Source organism: Agarivorans sp. 1_MG-2023, assembly GCF_030548385.1.
Lineage (GTDB): Bacteria > Pseudomonadota > Gammaproteobacteria > Enterobacterales > Celerinatantimonadaceae > Agarivorans.
The window spans coordinates 61,543-78,132 of record NZ_JAUOSJ010000010.1; the positions used below are offsets into that span (position 1 = coordinate 61,543).

Annotated in this window: 13 protein-coding genes; 7 read left to right on the plus strand and 6 right to left on the minus strand. The window is 44.7% G+C overall.

From position 1 onward, the window contains the following. Positions 1–51: 51 nt before the first annotated feature. From Q4592_RS15005 to Q4592_RS15025, 5 genes are all read right to left on the minus strand, one after another. Positions 52–1,149, minus strand: a complete 1,098-nt coding sequence (locus tag Q4592_RS15005) for an ABC transporter ATP-binding protein (RefSeq protein ID WP_303514581.1) — start codon at positions 1,147–1,149, stop codon at positions 52–54. 2 nt (positions 1,150–1,151) lie between these two features. After that, on the minus strand, positions 1,152–2,495 hold the full coding sequence (locus tag Q4592_RS15010; protein WP_303514584.1) for a GH1 family beta-glucosidase: 1,344 nt from the start codon (positions 2,493–2,495) through the stop codon (positions 1,152–1,154). Between the two features lie 194 nt (positions 2,496–2,689). Further along, on the minus strand, positions 2,690–3,691 hold the full coding sequence (locus Q4592_RS15015) for a LacI family DNA-binding transcriptional regulator (RefSeq protein ID WP_137672435.1): 1,002 nt from the start codon (positions 3,689–3,691) through the stop codon (positions 2,690–2,692). Positions 3,692–3,881: 190 nt separating this feature from the next. Continuing rightward, positions 3,882–4,319 (minus strand): D-aminoacyl-tRNA deacylase, encoded by a 438-nt coding sequence (gene dtd, locus Q4592_RS15020; RefSeq protein ID WP_303514585.1) that lies wholly within the window; start codon positions 4,317–4,319, stop codon positions 3,882–3,884. After that, positions 4,316–5,206: a virulence factor BrkB family protein gene (locus tag Q4592_RS15025; RefSeq protein ID WP_303514586.1), complete on the minus strand. Its 891-nt coding sequence runs from the start codon at positions 5,204–5,206 to the stop codon at positions 4,316–4,318. Before Q4592_RS15025 ends, dtd begins: the two co-directional genes overlap by 4 nt. 195 nt (positions 5,207–5,401) lie before the next feature. On the opposite strand from Q4592_RS15025, the gene Q4592_RS15030 reads away from it, so the two are divergent. The 3 genes from Q4592_RS15030 to Q4592_RS15040 all read left to right on the plus strand — a co-directional run bounded on the left by Q4592_RS15030 (position 5,402) and on the right by Q4592_RS15040 (position 9,697). Continuing rightward, on the plus strand, positions 5,402–6,961 hold the full coding sequence (locus tag Q4592_RS15030) for a SulP family inorganic anion transporter (protein WP_303514589.1): 1,560 nt from the start codon (positions 5,402–5,404) through the stop codon (positions 6,959–6,961). A gap of 108 nt (positions 6,962–7,069) precedes the next feature. Then, entirely contained in the window at positions 7,070–8,518 is a 1,449-nt protein-coding gene (cls, locus tag Q4592_RS15035; RefSeq protein WP_303514592.1) for a cardiolipin synthase, read from the plus strand. Between the two features lie 348 nt (positions 8,519–8,866). Continuing rightward, the gene (locus tag Q4592_RS15040; protein WP_303514593.1) at positions 8,867–9,697 is read left to right on the plus strand and encodes a PEP-CTERM/exosortase system-associated acyltransferase; all 831 of its coding nucleotides are present in this window, start codon (positions 8,867–8,869) and stop codon (positions 9,695–9,697) included. A gap of 70 nt (positions 9,698–9,767) precedes the next feature. Here the strand turns inward: Q4592_RS15040 and typA are convergent, their stop codons facing one another. Continuing rightward, complete coding sequence (gene typA, locus Q4592_RS15045; RefSeq protein WP_303514594.1) at positions 9,768–11,591, minus strand: translational GTPase TypA; 1,824 nt, start codon at positions 11,589–11,591, stop codon at positions 9,768–9,770. Between the two features lie 340 nt (positions 11,592–11,931). Here typA and glnA point away from each other — a divergent pair, with 340 nt between their 5' ends. From glnA to glnG, 4 genes are all read left to right on the plus strand, one after another. Further along, a complete protein-coding gene (gene glnA, locus Q4592_RS15050) occupies positions 11,932–13,338 on the plus strand; it encodes a glutamate--ammonia ligase (protein WP_137672442.1) in 1,407 nt (468 codons plus the stop codon). 104 nt (positions 13,339–13,442) lie between these two features. Next, positions 13,443–13,985, plus strand: a complete 543-nt coding sequence (locus Q4592_RS15055) for a DUF4124 domain-containing protein (protein WP_303514596.1) — start codon at positions 13,443–13,445, stop codon at positions 13,983–13,985. Positions 13,986–14,060: 75 nt separating this feature from the next. After that, positions 14,061–15,116, plus strand: coding sequence for a nitrogen regulation protein NR(II) (glnL, locus tag Q4592_RS15060; RefSeq protein ID WP_137672610.1), 1,056 nt, complete (start codon positions 14,061–14,063; stop codon positions 15,114–15,116). A gap of 12 nt (positions 15,117–15,128) precedes the next feature. Beyond that, positions 15,129–16,538 (plus strand): nitrogen regulation protein NR(I), encoded by a 1,410-nt coding sequence (gene glnG, locus Q4592_RS15065; protein WP_137672444.1) that lies wholly within the window; start codon positions 15,129–15,131, stop codon positions 16,536–16,538. Positions 16,539–16,590 lie beyond the last annotated feature (52 nt).

Consider the following 16,590-nt stretch of genomic DNA (forward strand, 5'->3'; position numbering starts at 1 on the left):
TAAAAAAGCCAGCGCTATGCTGGCTATTTTTGTATTTAAAATAATGACTTACTATGGCAGAGCTAAAGACTTTTGCGTCTCAGCATCAAACAAGTGCACGAAGGTAGCATCTAAAAATATCTCTAGAGACTTGGGCAATTGACCATGCTCCGCTGGAGCTTCAATCACAATATTCTGCCCGCCCATTTCTGCTTTTACGTGCATGGTCGCGCCTAATAATTCACTATCAGAGAAGGTAGCTTTGGCCGCTATAACATGGCTAGCTTCTAGCTGTTTCTCATGTAAATGAATATCGTTAGGGCGAATGCCTAGCGTTAGTGCTTGACCTTCTTGTAGCTTACCTACAAATTTCTCTGGGGCTTTAATCACCTGGCCAGCTAATTCCAATAGCCACTCGCCGTCTTGCTGTTTAGCAGTCGCTGGGATCATATTCATAGACGGTGAACCGATAAAGCTCGCTACAAACTGATTTTTAGGCTGAGTAAACACCTCATAAGGCGTACCAATTTGTGCGGTAACCCCTTTGTTCATGATCACGATGCGATCTGCTAGGGTCATCGCCTCTACTTGGTCATGCGTAACATACAAGGTAGTTACACCCAATTTGTGGTGCATGTCTTTTATTTCTGCACGCATTTTACCGCGAAGCTTAGCGTCGAGGTTAGATAAAGGCTCATCAAACAAAAATAGCTTAGGCGTGCGCACCATGGCCCGGCCCATAGCGACCCGCTGGCGTTGCCCACCAGAAAGTTGTTTAGGTTTACGATGAAGATAGTCGGTTAACTGCAGCATTTCGGCTGCCCAATCCACCGACTTTTTAATCTCTTCTTTCTTAACCCCTTGAACTTTAAGCGCAAAGGCAATGTTTTCGTACACTGTCATGTGGGGGTAAAGCGCATAGCTTTGAAATACCATGGCAAGATCGCGATCTTTTGGGTCAACGTCGTTGAGGCATTTTTCATCCATACAGATTTGACCCGAAGAAATGGTTTCTAAGCCGGCCACCATCCTCAAAATGGTGGATTTACCACACCCAGAGGCTCCGAGTAATACCACAAATTCACCATCACTCATCTCTAAGTCGAAACCTTTTACAATTTCAACTTTGCCGTAACTCTTACGTAGATCTTTAAATGACAGTGACGCCATAATTATGCTCCTGCGCGTTGTTGTAAAAATTGTTGGAAGTATTTAGCACTTTGCTTAAGCACTCGTTGCTGGCTTGCATAATCAACATAAACAATGCCAAAACGTTTCTCATAACCGAAGGCCCACTCAAAGTTATCCATTAAACTCCAAGCAAAATAGCCACGCATATCCACGCCCTGCTCCATTGCCACAGCCACCGCGTCTAGGTGCGATTGGTAGTAGTCACAACGTTGCTGATCGATCACTTCACCATTTTCCAGGCTGTCTGCACCGGCCATGCCGTTTTCAGTAATGAAGATCGGCGGCAAGGTATAGCGCTGATTAAGTTTTACCAATAAAGCGGTGAGTGCTTCAGGGCACACTTCCCAACCCATATCTGTACGCTCTACATCTGGCAACACCACTTGGCGCGGACCATTTTCACTGGCTTTAATCACGTGGCGGGTGTAGTAGTTAATGCCTAAGAAGTCGATGGGTTGGCTAATTAAGGCCAGATCGCCAGGTAAAATAGTCGGCCACCATAATGGTTGCTGCTGGCGAATCGCTGCTGGGTATTCCCCTTCAACAATTGGTTGTAAGAACCAATGAATGCCTTGTTGCTCATCAAAATCGGCAGCTAATACATCAGCCGCGTTGGTTGGGTCTGCTGGGTAAGCAGGGGTAAAGTTAAGTACAATACCGTGCTCTGCTTTAGGGGCGTTTTCACGCATTTTTGGCAGTGCTAAACCGTGAGCTAGCAATATATGGTGAGCAGCTTGAAAACCTAGCTTATCCTCTGTTAAACCGGGGGCATGCTGACCAAAGCGGTAACCTAAAAAGGCACTACATAGTGGTTCGTTAAAGGTAGCATAACTAAATACTGAATCACCTAAGGCTTTTGTCATGATGTCGGCAAATTCAGCGAATTTATAGGCTGTTTCGCGACTTAACCAACCACCTCGGTCTTCTAGATACTGAGGTAAATCCCAGTGATAAAGGGTAACAAATGGCTTAATGCCTAATTCATTAAGTTTGGCAATTAAGCGTTTATAAAACTCAATTCCTTTACTGTTTACTTGCCCTTCTACTGGCATAATACGCGGCCAAGCAATCGATAAACGGTAAGCGTCAACACCTAACTCGGCGATCATCTCTAGGTCTTGTTCCCAAAGATGGTAGTGATCACATGCTACCGTGCCGTCGTCGCCATTAGCCACTTTTCCGGGAGTGGCACAAAAACGGTCCCAAATAGACTCACAACGTTCATCTTCTTTATTCGCGCCTTCAATTTGAAACGCAGCGGTAGCCACACCAAATACAAAGTCACTACGACGAAAAGGAGACGACTCGGGAAATTCAAAAGACATAACACAACCTCAACACTACGCCTTTACTGACGCATATCATTATATTCATGGGATAAAAAAGAGACTGCCAGCAGATTTACTGCTGATCGACCTTAGCTATACATTCACAAAAACGCATAGCTAACATCAAGCAAGGAGTCGATTAAGAGTAACTGGGACAGGTCATATTCAACTCCTTAAATTGGGTAGGTAAGCTAACCGACGGGAGGTGCCGACGATTCTCGCACTATAAGTTGTGGCTCTAACTGCACACCTTTAACTAGGTCTACATTTGATAAATTCTGTAACACCATATTTGCTGCGATGGTGCCCATTTCTTCAATTGGAAAACGAATAGTGGTCATCTTTGGTCGCAAATAGCGCGAATAAAACATGTCATCGTAGCCCACCACCGAAATTCGCTCCGCTGGTGATTCATTGTCTAGCGACAAAATGTCGTATACGCCAATAGCAATGTTATCGTTACCGCACACCACTCCGGTGAACTCAACATCACGCTGGAATAACTTAGCCGCCGCTTTGTTGCCGCCATCTTCTTGGTACAAACCTTCTACGACTAACTGTGCGTCGTATTCTATGCCTGCTTCATTAAGGGCATTACGGTAACCTTGTAAACGCTCTCGCGCATCAAGGTGAACTAATGGGCCCGTGATCGAAGCGATTTTTGTATGACCTAAATCGATAAGATGTTTGGTCGCCAAATAACCACCTAATTCATTGTTCAAATAAATGCAGCGATTGGCTAACTCCGGCACATAGCGGTTTAATACAAAAATATTAGGATTACGCTGACACATCTCTATCAGCTCATCGTCACCCATGGCCTGTACCACCAGCAAAATAGCGTCGACACGACGAGAGTTTAAAAAGCGAATCGCATCTCGCTCTTGTTCTAAATCATCGTGGCCACTGGTAGCGATAAGGTGCTGGCCTTCGTTTCGCAATACCGATTCAATACTGTGCATCATGGGACCATAGAACGGGCCAGATAAGGTACCTACTACAATCCCCACGCTATAAGAGCGGTTGGTCGCCAGAGCTTGAGCAAATGAATTAGGTTGATAACCCAATTTATCCATTGCAGCCATAACACGCTCTCGGTTAATTTCCGATACCTTGTTATTGCCATTCATCACTCTAGATACGGTTGCTTGCGATACACCCGCTAGATCAGAGACTTCCTTGATCGTTGCCATTATTACTTTAGCCTCGCTGTATTAGTAAGCGCTGACACTATAGTTTCTCCGGGCACAGTCAGAGTTAACCTATCCCCGTGAAAGCGCTTTCTCTTAATATGACTGATTGCAGTTATTTATGTCAATTGCCTTTGGGGGCAGCAAATCTGATATGTGAGCCGCCGCAAAGTTTCGATTTCATTGGTGAAAATTAGATTTGAAGCCAAAAAGTCATTGGCCCGTCATTTACTAAAGACACTTGCATGTCGGCAGCAAAGACTCCGGTTTCGGTAGCTAGGCCGCGGTCTTTACAGGCACTTACAAAATGTTCGTAAAGATGTTTAGCTTGCTCCGGCGTAGCCCCTTTAGAAAACCCGGGGCGCAAGCCTTTATCGGTATCGGCCACTAAAGTAAATTGCGACACCACCAATAAGCTTCCCCCAGCTTGCTGCACATTCAGGTTAGTTTTACCGTTTTCATCGGCAAAAATGCGGTACTTAATAACCTTTTCACAAAGCTTCACCGCTTTGCTTTGATCATCGGTTTGTTCAACGCCTAGCAAAACTAATAAACCAGGGCCAATGCTGCCACTTGTTTCACCACTAATTGTGACACTGGCCTGCTGAACCCGTTGAATTAAAGCAATCATAACGACTCCTCTATGTTGCTATCTATTGCTTGTGCTTGTTGTTGCTGCTGTGAAAACTCGCCAAGAGCGGCGGTGATCTCTGCGCCTATCAATACCACTACCCAACTCACATAAACCCATACAAATAATATGGGAATACTTGCTAAGGCACCGTAGATCACTTGGTAAGAAGGAAATGAAGCCACATATAAGGCAAAACCACGCTTGCCCAACTCAAATAGCAAAGCGGCGACAACCGCACCGGTTAAACCATGTTTAAAACGAATTGATTGGTTAGGCACCAATAAGTACAACAAGCAAAACGCACCAATGGAAAACAACAAAGGCACCATACGTAACAGTTGATTCCATATTCCCAACAACGTTTCATCGGCAAACAGCTGCATAGAGAAAATATATGAACTTAAGGCTAAGCTGCCTCCCATTAACAAGGGGCCTAAAGTAAGAATCATCCAATACATAGGAAATGCGCTGCTCCAGCGTCGCTTCACCTTTACTCGCCAAATCATGTTTAAACTTTTGTCGATGGTAGAAATCAACATCAGCGCTACTACCGCCAATGCAGCTATTCCCACCGCGGTCATTTTTGAAGCGTTCTCCACAAAACCGCGCAGATTCTCTTTAACCACCTCGCCAGAGGCTGGCACAAAGTTGCTGAAGACAAAATCTTCAATATGAATTTGAAATCCAGCAAACACCGGAAAAGCACTGATAATTGAAAAAGTCACCGCCACCAAAGGCACCAGCGACAGCAACGTGACATAAGCAAGTGAGCCGGCAATCATCGTGAGTTTTTCTTGTTTGATACGCTGAATCAGAAAATGGCTAAAGCTTTTTGCGGTGGCAAAATAACCTTGCCAATCAAGCGTTTTTAAACGGCCACTCATGATTAATTTCACTCCTTTGTTTTTTATGGCTAAAGAATGACTCAGATATGCGCTCAACTCAAGTTTAACAAGGGCTTAAGCCTCTTATTTAACAAAAAAAAACTAAACAAAAGCTGATGTTTTTTTGAACTGAATCACATAAAGTGCTAGACTCCCGCCCCATTTCGTTTTGTTCTTTTTTGGATCCTAAGAACCATGTTTGAATTTCCTAAATTTCGGGGAGCTACGGTTAAAAACGACCTACTCTCTGGTTTAACTGTAGCGCTTGCGCTTGTTCCCGAAGCAGTAGCCTTCGCTTTTGTTGCTGGTGTAGAACCTTTAGTCGGTTTATACGCGGCCTTTATGGTGGGTTTAATTACCGCCGTAATTGGTGGTCGCCCGGGGATGATTTCTGGTGCCACTGGCGCACTTGCGGTAGTAATGGTCGCCCTAGTCGCAGACCATGGGGTACAGTATTTATTTGCCACCGTGGTATTAATGGGGATCCTGCAAGTGCTTGCGGGGGTATTCCATCTCGGTAAGTTTATTCGCATGGTACCCCACCCAGTAATGCTAGGCTTTGTTAATGGCTTAGCCATTGTGATTTTCTTAGCGCAATTAGGGCAGTTTCAAGTGCCTAATGCCTTTGGTGAAATGGAATGGATGCAAGGTAGCCAACTATGGATTATGTTAGGTCTAGTGGCGATTACTATGGCAGTAATCCACTTTTTACCGAAGCTTACTAGTGCAGTACCTGCTTCTCTAGTCGCCATTGTGGGAGTAACGGTATCAGTGCATGTACTTAACTTAGATACCCGCACCGTAGTAGATTTTGTACGCAGTATGACTGGCGACGCTAATGCGACAATTGCCGGCGGCCTGCCAAGCTTCTCTATTCCAAGTGTGCCTTTCAACTTAGAAACCCTAAAAATCATCTTCCCTTATGCTCTAGTATTGGCGGCAATTGGTTTGATTGAGTCTCTACTAACCTTAACGGTAGTTGATGAGATGACAGGCACCCGTGGTCACGGTAACAAAGAATGTATTGGCCAAGGTGTGGCTAATGTAACAACAGGCTTCTTTGGCGGTATGGGTGGTTGTGCAATGATCGGTCAGAGCATGATCAACATTCGCTCTGGTGGTCGTGGTCGACTGTCTGGTATTACCGCTGCTTTAGCCTTATTAGGCTTCATTTTATTTGGCTCTTCGCTAATTGAAATGATTCCTTTAGCTGCTCTAGTTGGTGTGATGTTCATGGTTGTACTAGGTACCTTCGAGTGGGCGAGTCTGCGCATGATTAACAAGGTACCAAAAGCAGATTTCTTTGTGATTGTATTAGTATCGGTTGTCACTGTATTCACTGACTTGGCGGTAGCCGTAGTGATTGGTGTAATTGTGTCGGCTTTGGTATTTGCTTGGAACCACGCAAAACACATCTACGTGACTACGTCTAGCGATGATGAAGACCACAAGGTGTATCAACTAGATGGCCCATTGTTCTTTGGTTCTGCGGCTAACTTCTTAGATTTATTTAGCCCAGCCAACGACCCAAAAGATGTTGTGATTGATTTTGCTAAATCGCGAGTGAGTGATCACTCTGCAATTGAAGCCATTGATACCTTGGCTGAGCGTTACGAGAAAGCAGGTAAAACTCTGCACCTTAAGCACCTTAGCCCTGAATGTCGCAAGCTACTAACTAAAGCAGGCAGCGCAGTTGAAGTGAATTTGATTGAAGATCCTAGCTACAAAGTTGCCAGCGATACGCTAGACAACTAAGTGCGTTAAACCTCTTCAAGATAAAGCCGTTAACTCCGAGTGAGTTAACGGCTTTTTTTGTGCTCGCATGCTAGATTAAACAGAGGTTGTGCAGGGTTAGGGGCCACAGTGCTAGATTCATTTTTGTCTGACTTAGGTTTGCTCATTTATGTTTTGCTGATTATTGCAGTGGCCCTGCAAGTGATGTTAAAACGCCGCCCAGTAGGCGTAACCCTTACCTGGCTACTACTGATTTTTGCCGTACCTTTACTGGGTATTATTTGCTACCAGCTATTTGGTGAGCGCTATTTGGGCCGCTTGCGCGCTAGACGAGCGCGAGTAATGGAAACCAAGTACAAACAAAGTGTACACCAATTCAAGCGTTCTCCTCACGCTGTAGAGCGATCCTGTTCAGAACAAGCAGAACCCCTAAATAAACTCACCCGGCGCTTGCTTGGCTTGCCAATATTGGGAGGGAATTTATTACAAAACCTTGAAGATTCCCTCTCTACGCTAAGCCAGCTAACCCAAGATATACACCAAGCAAAAACCACCATCTACCTTGAGTTTTACATTGTACAACTCGGTGGATTAGTCGACCCCTTGTTAGACGCTTTGGCGCTTGCTGCCCAACGAAAAGTAAGTGTGTACTTACTGGCTGACTCTGTAGGCTCAAGAGAGTTTTTAAGCTCTGAAAAAAGAACCCAACTCGAACATGCTGGCGTAAATGTGATTGAAGCATTACACGCCAACCCCATTCGAATGCTACTACAACGTATAGATTTAAGGCTGCACCGAAAAATTGCTGCCATTGACCAACACGTGGCGTATACCGGCTCTATGAATCTCGTAGACCCACGCTTATTTAATCAGCAGCGTGGCCTTGGCCAATGGGTTGATTTGATGTTGAGGGTGGAAGGTCCCGCTGCAGTAAACCTGCAAGCGGTGGTCGCTTACGATATTGAAATGGAAACTGGCTTGGCACTTATCGAGCAATTGGATTTAGTCTCCCCTGCCGCCTCTGCTGGCCAGCAGCTCATGCAGATTATGCCTTCAGGACCTGGCATCTTTGGCGACCATATTATTCAGTTACTGCTTTCGTCTTTATACTTAGCCAAGCAACAAATTGTATTAACCAGCCCTTACTTTGTACCTGATGAAAGCCTGCAAATGGCTTTAGTGACAGCCGCTAATCGCGGGGTAGAAGTTAACCTAATTTTACCCGCAAGAAATGACTCCTTTTTGGTACGGTATGCCAGCCATTCCTTTTATCAGCAACTATTAGATGCTGGCGTTAATATCTTCAAATTCAATGGCGGTTTATTACACACCAAAAGCCTGCTAATCGATCAACAAGTTGCTTTGGTGGGCACCGTAAATTTAGACATGCGCAGTTTATGGCTTAACTTTGAAGTGACATCGATTATTGATGACAAAGATTACGCCAAAGATTTATACAGAATCATGCAACACTACTTACAACAGAGCAGTAAAGTGGATGCTATTGCCTGGCGAAAACGTCCCGTTTATCGACGGTTGATGGAAAATATCATCCATATTTTTAGTCCTTTACTGTAGCAATTAAACGGCCTAAGTCCTAGCAAGGCACATTATTCACTACTGAATTTTTATTCAAGCGCAACACTATTACAGGAAGTAATCATTCGAGCTAAGGACAATATTCTTCAATACAATACTTAGCTAACAAGCCCTAAACGCCGAGCCTCCAACTGTTATCCACTACAATACATTTATAGCATGAATAAGGCTTTCAGCATCTATAAACTGAGCTACCGCACATTTCAATCACAAAAACATCTAAATAAAGTGACTAAATAGCCATTTAAGCATGTAATCGATTCCCCCATAATTATACATTTTCGCTCGTTATGCTTGGCGATTTATAGGATATATCTAGGTTTTCATGTGAGTCATCAACAACCCAGTTCCATTGCTCCGCGTAAATTGCAACTAAGCGCCTCCTCTGTAAAGCAATTAGCACTTCAGCACCAAGGCGAAGAACTCGCACAACGCTACCAACGTTTTTTTCAAGCGAGTATCGCGAGTAACGATTCTGAAGTGAAGAAGGTCTATCAATTACGCCATCGTGTTTATTGTGAAGAGTTTAAATTTGAACCTAGTAATAAGCTGCAGCAGGAAAAAGACAACTACGATAGCTACTCTCAGTATTGCCGAGTACAACATTTAACCAGCGGGCTTGATGCCGGTTGCTTAAGAATGGTGCACCCAAAAGGTCAGCAGAGCCTGCCTATTTTGGATGCCTGCGGTTCGGCTATTACTCATCAAGCATTGCACCCAGATAATTTTGCCAGAGAAAGTATTTGCGAAGTGTCGCGCGTGGCTTTAGATACTCAATTTCGTCGTAGGAAAATTGATAACAAAAGTGGTAATCGGCCTTCAGGCATGACCTTAGCGGAATTTAGCCAGAAAGAGCTGAGAACCTTTCCCTATATCACCATGAGCTTATATTTAGCAGCATCGATAGTTGCTGAACAAAGTGGCATTAAACACGCTTACGTGATGGTTGAACCCAAACTCGCTCGAAGCTTGTCCTTGTTTGGCATTAAGATGACGCGCATTAGCCCAAATATTGATTACCACGGTATTAGAGCGGCTTACCACATCACTCTTGAGCGCTTTCAAGAGCAACTCCCTTTGTTATACCAACCTTTGTTTGAGCTGATTAAACAAAGCGTTAACCCTAAAATAGGCTTACTCACCAACTCCCCCGCTTAACAAAAATTTTTACAAAAACTAAAAAAGGCAGCCTAAGCTGCCTTTTTTCAATCACCTTATAAGCGCTCGCTTATGGTGCTTTAGGTGGGCGACCCGCACGCTTACGTTCGTTTTCGGTAAGCAAACGCTTACGAATACGAATGCTTTCAGGCGTCACTTCTACTAGCTCGTCATCATCAATAAACTCAAGCGCTTGCTCAAGAGTCATAAGAATCGGTGGCGTTAGTACTTGTGCTTCATCAGTACCTGAAGAACGTACGTTAGTTAGCTGCTTACCTTTCAGACAGTTTACTGTTAAATCGTTATCACGGCTGTGAATACCAACGATTTGACCTTCGTATACTTCGTCGGCATGTTGAGTAAACAAACGTCCACGGTCTTGTAGGTTATACAATGAGTAAGTCAGGGCTTTACCGGTAGCATTTGAGATCAATACGCCGTTTTGACGCTGACCAATCGTACCGCCCTTATGTGGACCGTAACGTTCAAAAGTATGGTAAATCAAACCTGAACCTGAAGTTAGCGTCATGAATTCAGTTTGGAAACCCATTAGACCACGGCTTGGCATCAAGAAGTCCATGCGAACACGGCCTTTACCATCTGGTGCCATATCAGTAAGGTCACCCTTACGTAAGCCCATTTGCTCCATAACACTACCCTGATGCGCTTCTTCAACATCAATGGTTACTGTTTCGTAAGGTTCTTCAAGTTTGCCATCTACCGTACGCAGAATTACTTCTGGGCGTGATACCGCAAGCTCAAAACCTTCACGACGCATGTTTTCGATAAGGATACCTAAGTGAAGCTCGCCACGGCCAGATACGCGGAATTTATCCGGATCGTCCATTTCTTCAACACGTAAAGCAACGTTATGAACCATTTCTTTTTGCAAACGCTCAAGAATGTTTCGAGAAGTAACAAATTTACCTTCTTTACCAGCAAACGGAGAGTTGTTTACTTGGAAAGTCATGTTAACCGTAGGTTCATCAACACTCAGTGGTGTTAAGGCTTCAACGTTGTTGGTATCACAAATGGTGTCAGAGATTTTAAGCTCGCCAAGACCTGTAATAGCAATAATGTTACCGGCTTCAGCTTTCTGTGTTTCTTGACGCTCTAGGCCCAAGTAACTTAGCACAAGGCCAACTTTACCATTGCGGGTTTTACCGTCAGCGCCCACTACAGTCACTTGTTGGTTAGGCACAACACTACCGCGGGTAATACGGCCTACACCGATAACACCAACATAAGAGTTGTAATCTAACTGAGAAATTTGCATCTGGAAATCGCCACTTGGGTCAGCAGCTGGAGGAGCAACATTGTCAACAATTGCTTGGAACAATGGTTCCATGTTGTCTGATGGCTCATCTAAATCCATAGTTGCCCAGCCGTTAATCGCTGATGCGTAAACCACTTTAAAGTCTAACTGATCGTCAGTTGCGCCAAGGTTATCGAATAAATCAAATACTTGATCCATAACCCAATCAGGGCGAGCACCTGGTTTATCAATCTTGTTAATGACTAAGATTGGCTTAAGGCCTTGAGCAAACGCTTTTTGTGTTACAAAGCGTGTTTGCGGCATTGGGCCTTCTTGGGCATCAACAAGTAGCAACACTGAGTCAGCCATAGACATAACACGCTCTACTTCTCCACCGAAGTCGGCGTGTCCAGGAGTATCAACAATGTTGATATGGTAGTCGTTCCATTCAATAGCAGTATTTTTTGCAAGAATGGTAATACCACGCTCTTTCTCAATGTCGTTAGAGTCCATGACTCGCTCTTCAGCATCACCACGAGTAGTTAGCGTACCGGATTGCTGCAATAACTTGTCAACTAGGGTCGTTTTCCCGTGGTCAACGTGAGCAATAATGGCGATGTTTCTTAACTTATCTAGCACGGCTCTCAGCCCTTTTATAATGAGGTAAAAGTAAAAAGTGCGCTATTGTACATATAAACGACAACTTCTCATAGTTTTAAGTTGATCACGGTTTTTCTCCTACCCACTTAGGGTATGATAAGTGCGGCTAGAAACTTAACGCACCAAAATGGACAAGAACAGCACCACAAAAGTGCATCGCATTGCACTAAATTGATGCCCCTTCCCATAACAACCATATATATCAATATCTTATGTGTTGGCACAGTTTTAGCTTCAAGCAACACAACAGCGTTAATTCGTTATAAATACTATTAAATCGATTGAACCATCAATTTTGATGACACCGGAGGTTAAAAACATGTCTGCAGAAGTTTTAGCTTTGCTTAAAGAGCAAGAGGTTAAATTTGTTGACTTACGCTTTACCGATACTAAAGGTAAAGAGCAACACGTATCTATTCCATCTCACCAGGTTGACGAAGATTTCTTCACCGACGGCAAAATGTTTGATGGTTCTTCTATTTCAGGCTGGAAAGGTATTAACGAATCAGACATGGTATTAATGCCTGATCCTGCTACTGCAGTACTAGACCCGTTCACAGAAGAAAACACTCTAAACCTTCGTTGTGACATTCTTGAGCCAGCAACTATGCAAGGTTACGACCGTGACCCACGCTCTGTAGCTAAGCGCGCTGAAGAATACATGCGTTCTACCGGTATTGCAGATTCTGCATACTTCGGTCCTGAGCCAGAGTTCTTCTTGTTTGATGACGTTAAGTACAAAACTGACATGTCAGGTTCTATGTACAAAATTGATGCTGATGAAGCGTCTTGGAACTCAGACAAGCATTTTGAAGACGGTAACACTGGTCACCGTCCTGGCGTTAAAGGCGGTTACTTCCCAGTAGCACCAGTTGATTCTTCACAAGACCTACGCTCAGCAATGTGTTTAGTACTTGAAGAAATGGGTCAAACTGTTGAAGCGCACCACCACGAAGTAGCAACAGCTGGTCAGAACGAAATCGCCACTTTATTCAACTCAATCGTTGAAAAAGCTGATGAAACTCAAGTTCTTAAGTATGTTGTTCACAACGTAGCTCACGCTTACGGTAAAACAGCGACTTTCATGCCTAAGCCAGTTGTTGGTGATAACGGTAGCGGTATGCACGTTCACCAATCAATTTGGAAAGACGGCGAAAACTTGTTTGCTGGTGATCTATATGGTGGCCTATCTGAAACTGCATTGTTCTACATTGGCGGTATCATCAAACACGCTAAAGCGATTAACGCTTTTGCTAACGCATCTACCAACTCTTACAAGCGTTTGGTACCAGGCTTCGAAGCGCCAGTTATGCTAGCTTACTCAGCACGTAACCGTTCTGCTTCTATCCGTATTCCAGTAGTACCTTCGCCTAAAGCGCGTCGTATCGAAGTACGTTTCCCTGACCCAACAGCTAACCCATACTTAGCATTCTCTGCAATGTTGATGGCTGGCCTTGACGGGATCAAAAACAAAATCCACCCTGGCGATGCTATGGACAAGGATTTATACGACCTACCTGCAGAAGAAGCAGCTGAAATTCCACAAGTGGCGACCTCACTTGAGAATGCACTAGCTTGCCTAGATGCAGACCGTGAATTCTTAACTGCTGGCGGCGTATTCAGCAACGATTACATCGATTCTTACATCGCATTGAAATCAGCTGACGTTGAACGCATCAACATGACAACTCACCCAGTTGAGTTCGAATTGTACTACAGCGTATAAACAAAACGTTACACAGCTTAAAAAACCCGCTTTAAAGCGGGTTTTTTTATTGCTTTTCAATAGGTTTTTGCCCACCGTTAGCAGGTTGAATGGAGGAATTATCAATGAGCAAATGGTTTGCTATCATTTTTTTTATCAGTTTCGGACTAGTAAGTGTTCAAGCCGCCGACACTATTTACCAATGGGTAGATGAGAATGGCATCACCCACTTTTCAGATCGCCCCCAAGTTGGCGCTACCGAATTACAGGTAGACGTCGCTCCGCCAGCCACCGATGGCCCCTTGGCAACTCCGCGTACACCCCTGAAAAAGAAACAAAAACCAGTTAAGTATCAAGTACAAATTACCAGCCCAAGTCATGAACAAACTATTCGCGACAACGAAGGCAAAATTTCGATTACAGCAACCACTACGCCACTGCCGTTAAATAGCATGGGCTACAAGTTGGTGCTTGATGGTGTCCCCCAAGGGCAAATCACTAAAATGGGGAGCTTTAACCTCACCAATATTGATCGTGGTGCTCATACTATTCATGTGCAGTTGGTTGATGATTCGGGCAAGGAAATTGCATCGTCTAAACCCATTACCGTATTTTTGCACCGCGCTAACGCATTTGGCGCTGGAGCAGCTGCAGCAGGGGGAGGCTAACTAGCAACTCTCTGCCTTTTGAGGTTAAACTCAGTGCAGAAGCACCAACTTGGTGCGCGCATTCAGGAGAGAGTAGTGTTAGAGATCTCTGGCTTAGAACGTTTAGTATTGGAAAATCAAGTTACCGCCATCGTGCTGCTTGATGCTGAGTTAAAAATTCAATACGTAAACGCTTCTGCCGAACAGTTACTCGGGCAAAGTGCCAAGCGGCTTATTGATGAGCCGCTTGCCATGCAGGTTAAGCACAGTTCTCTAGACCTCAGCAAGCTTGGCAGTGTGTGTAGCTCTGGACAGAGCTTTACCGATAACGAAGTGACCTTAGTGTTTGATAGCCACCATGCATTAGTCGAGCTCTCGGCCACACGCATTAATAGTCAGCAATACAACTTGTTGATGTTAGAAATGCGCGCTATCGGCCAACAGAAGAAAATTTCCCAAGAGTTATACCAACACGCCCAACAACAAGCCGCAAAGGAATTAGTTCGCGGCTTAGCCCATGAAATTAAAAATCCATTAGGCGGGCTGCGCGGCGCTGCGCAGTTGCTCGAAAAAGAGCTAGTTAATCCAGAACTCAAAGAATTCACCGGCATTATTATTGAGCAAGCCGATCGGCTGCGAAAGCTGGTCGATCGCTTGTTAGGGCCACAGCGCCCTGGCTTACATGAGCTACACAACGTGCATTCGGTACTCGAAAAGGTCCGCCAGTTGGTCAAACTTGATTTGCCTTCAGGGATAAGCGTAGAGCGAGACTACGATCCAAGCATTCCCGATTTTGAAATGGATCACGAGCAACTCTTACAAGCCTTTCTCAATATTGTACAAAACGCTGTGCAAGCACTGGGCGAAAGTGGTGGCAAAATAGACATAGTTACCCGCACCGCTCATCAAGCAACAATTGCCGGGCAGCGTTTTAAGCTGGCCGCAGAAATCAAAATTATAGATAACGGCCCGGGGATACCTACTGAACTACTCGATACCCTGTTTTACCCCATGGTAACCGGGCGTGAAGGCGGTACAGGTTTAGGTTTATCAATCGCACAGAATTTAATAAATCAGCATAAAGGGAAGATTGAATGCGCCAGCTGGCCAGGACATACCGAGTTCACCATTCACCTTCCACTACGACGTTAAGGATGTACTAACATGGCAGCAACTATATGGGTCGTTGACGACGACAGCTCTATTCGGTGGGTGTTAGAAAAAGCGTTAAAAACGGCAGGCTATGATTGCCTAAGCTTTGCTGACGGCGAAATGATGCTGCAGCAATTAGACTATGAACAACCTGACGTAGTCATTTCAGATATTCGTATGCCAGGCATGGACGGATTAAGCCTACTGGAAAAAATTCAAAGCCATTTCCCAGAAATGCCGGTGATTATCATGACCGCCCATTCAGATTTGGATAGCGCGGTAAATGCCTACCAACGTGGTGCATTTGAATACTTGCCAAAACCCTTTGATATTGACGAAGCGGTTTCGTTAACCGAGCGTGCGGTGACGGTTTCCAGAGAGCAAAAAGGCAGTAAGGCAAATAACAAACCTAGCTCTCCAGCGCCCGAAATTATTGGTGAAGCGCCTGCTATGCAAGAGGTGTTTCGAGCGATTGGTCGCTTATCGCGCTCCAGTATCTCAGTGCTTATTAATGGCCAATCGGGTACAGGTAAAGAGCTTGTTGCACATGCCCTGCATAAACATAGCCCACGCGCCAGCGGCAGCTTTATTGCGCTTAACATGGCAGCCATTCCAAAGGACTTGATTGAATCTGAGTTATTTGGCCATGAGAAAGGTGCATTTACCGGCGCCAACAATATTCGCCACGGTCGCTTTGAACAAGCTAACGGCGGAACCCTATTTCTTGATGAAATTGGTGACATGCCCTTAGACATTCAAACCCGTTTATTACGGGTGTTAGCAGACGGGCAGTTTTACCGGGTTGGCGGTCATTCTCCAGTACAGGTGGATGTAAGAATCATTGCAGCTACTCACCAGAACTTAGAGAAAAAAGTGGCTGAAGGTGATTTCCGTGAAGATTTATTCCACCGCTTAAACGTGATTCGTATTCATTTACCTTCATTGTGTGAGCGCCGTGAAGATATTCCCGCATTAGGCAAACACTTTTTAGAAATTGCCGCCAAAGAGCTGAATGTAGAAAGTAAACTGCTACACAAAGACACTCAGCGCTTTATGATGCAACTGGCTTGGCCAGGTAATGTAAGGCAGCTAGAAAACGTTTGTCGCTGGTTAACCGTAATGGCTAGTGGTCAGGAAGTACTACCAGCAGACTTACCGCCAGAGTTAAGCCAACCAGTTATTACCGAGCAAGGGGAAAGTGCCGATACTAACTGGCGCTCACTACTCAAAAGTTGGGTGTCTCAGCAATTGGTATCTGGGCAAATCGATATATTAGGTGAAGCCATGCCTGACTTTGAACGCATCATGCTTACCACAGCACTTGAGCATACTCATGGCCACAAGCAAGAAGCCGCTCGATTATTAGGCTGGGGCCGAAACACCCTAACTCGCAAGTTAAAAGAGTTAGATGTAGAAGCTTAAGTTGCAGTATGCCGAGTAAAGCTTAACCGCCTTGGTTAAGCTTTACTCAAAG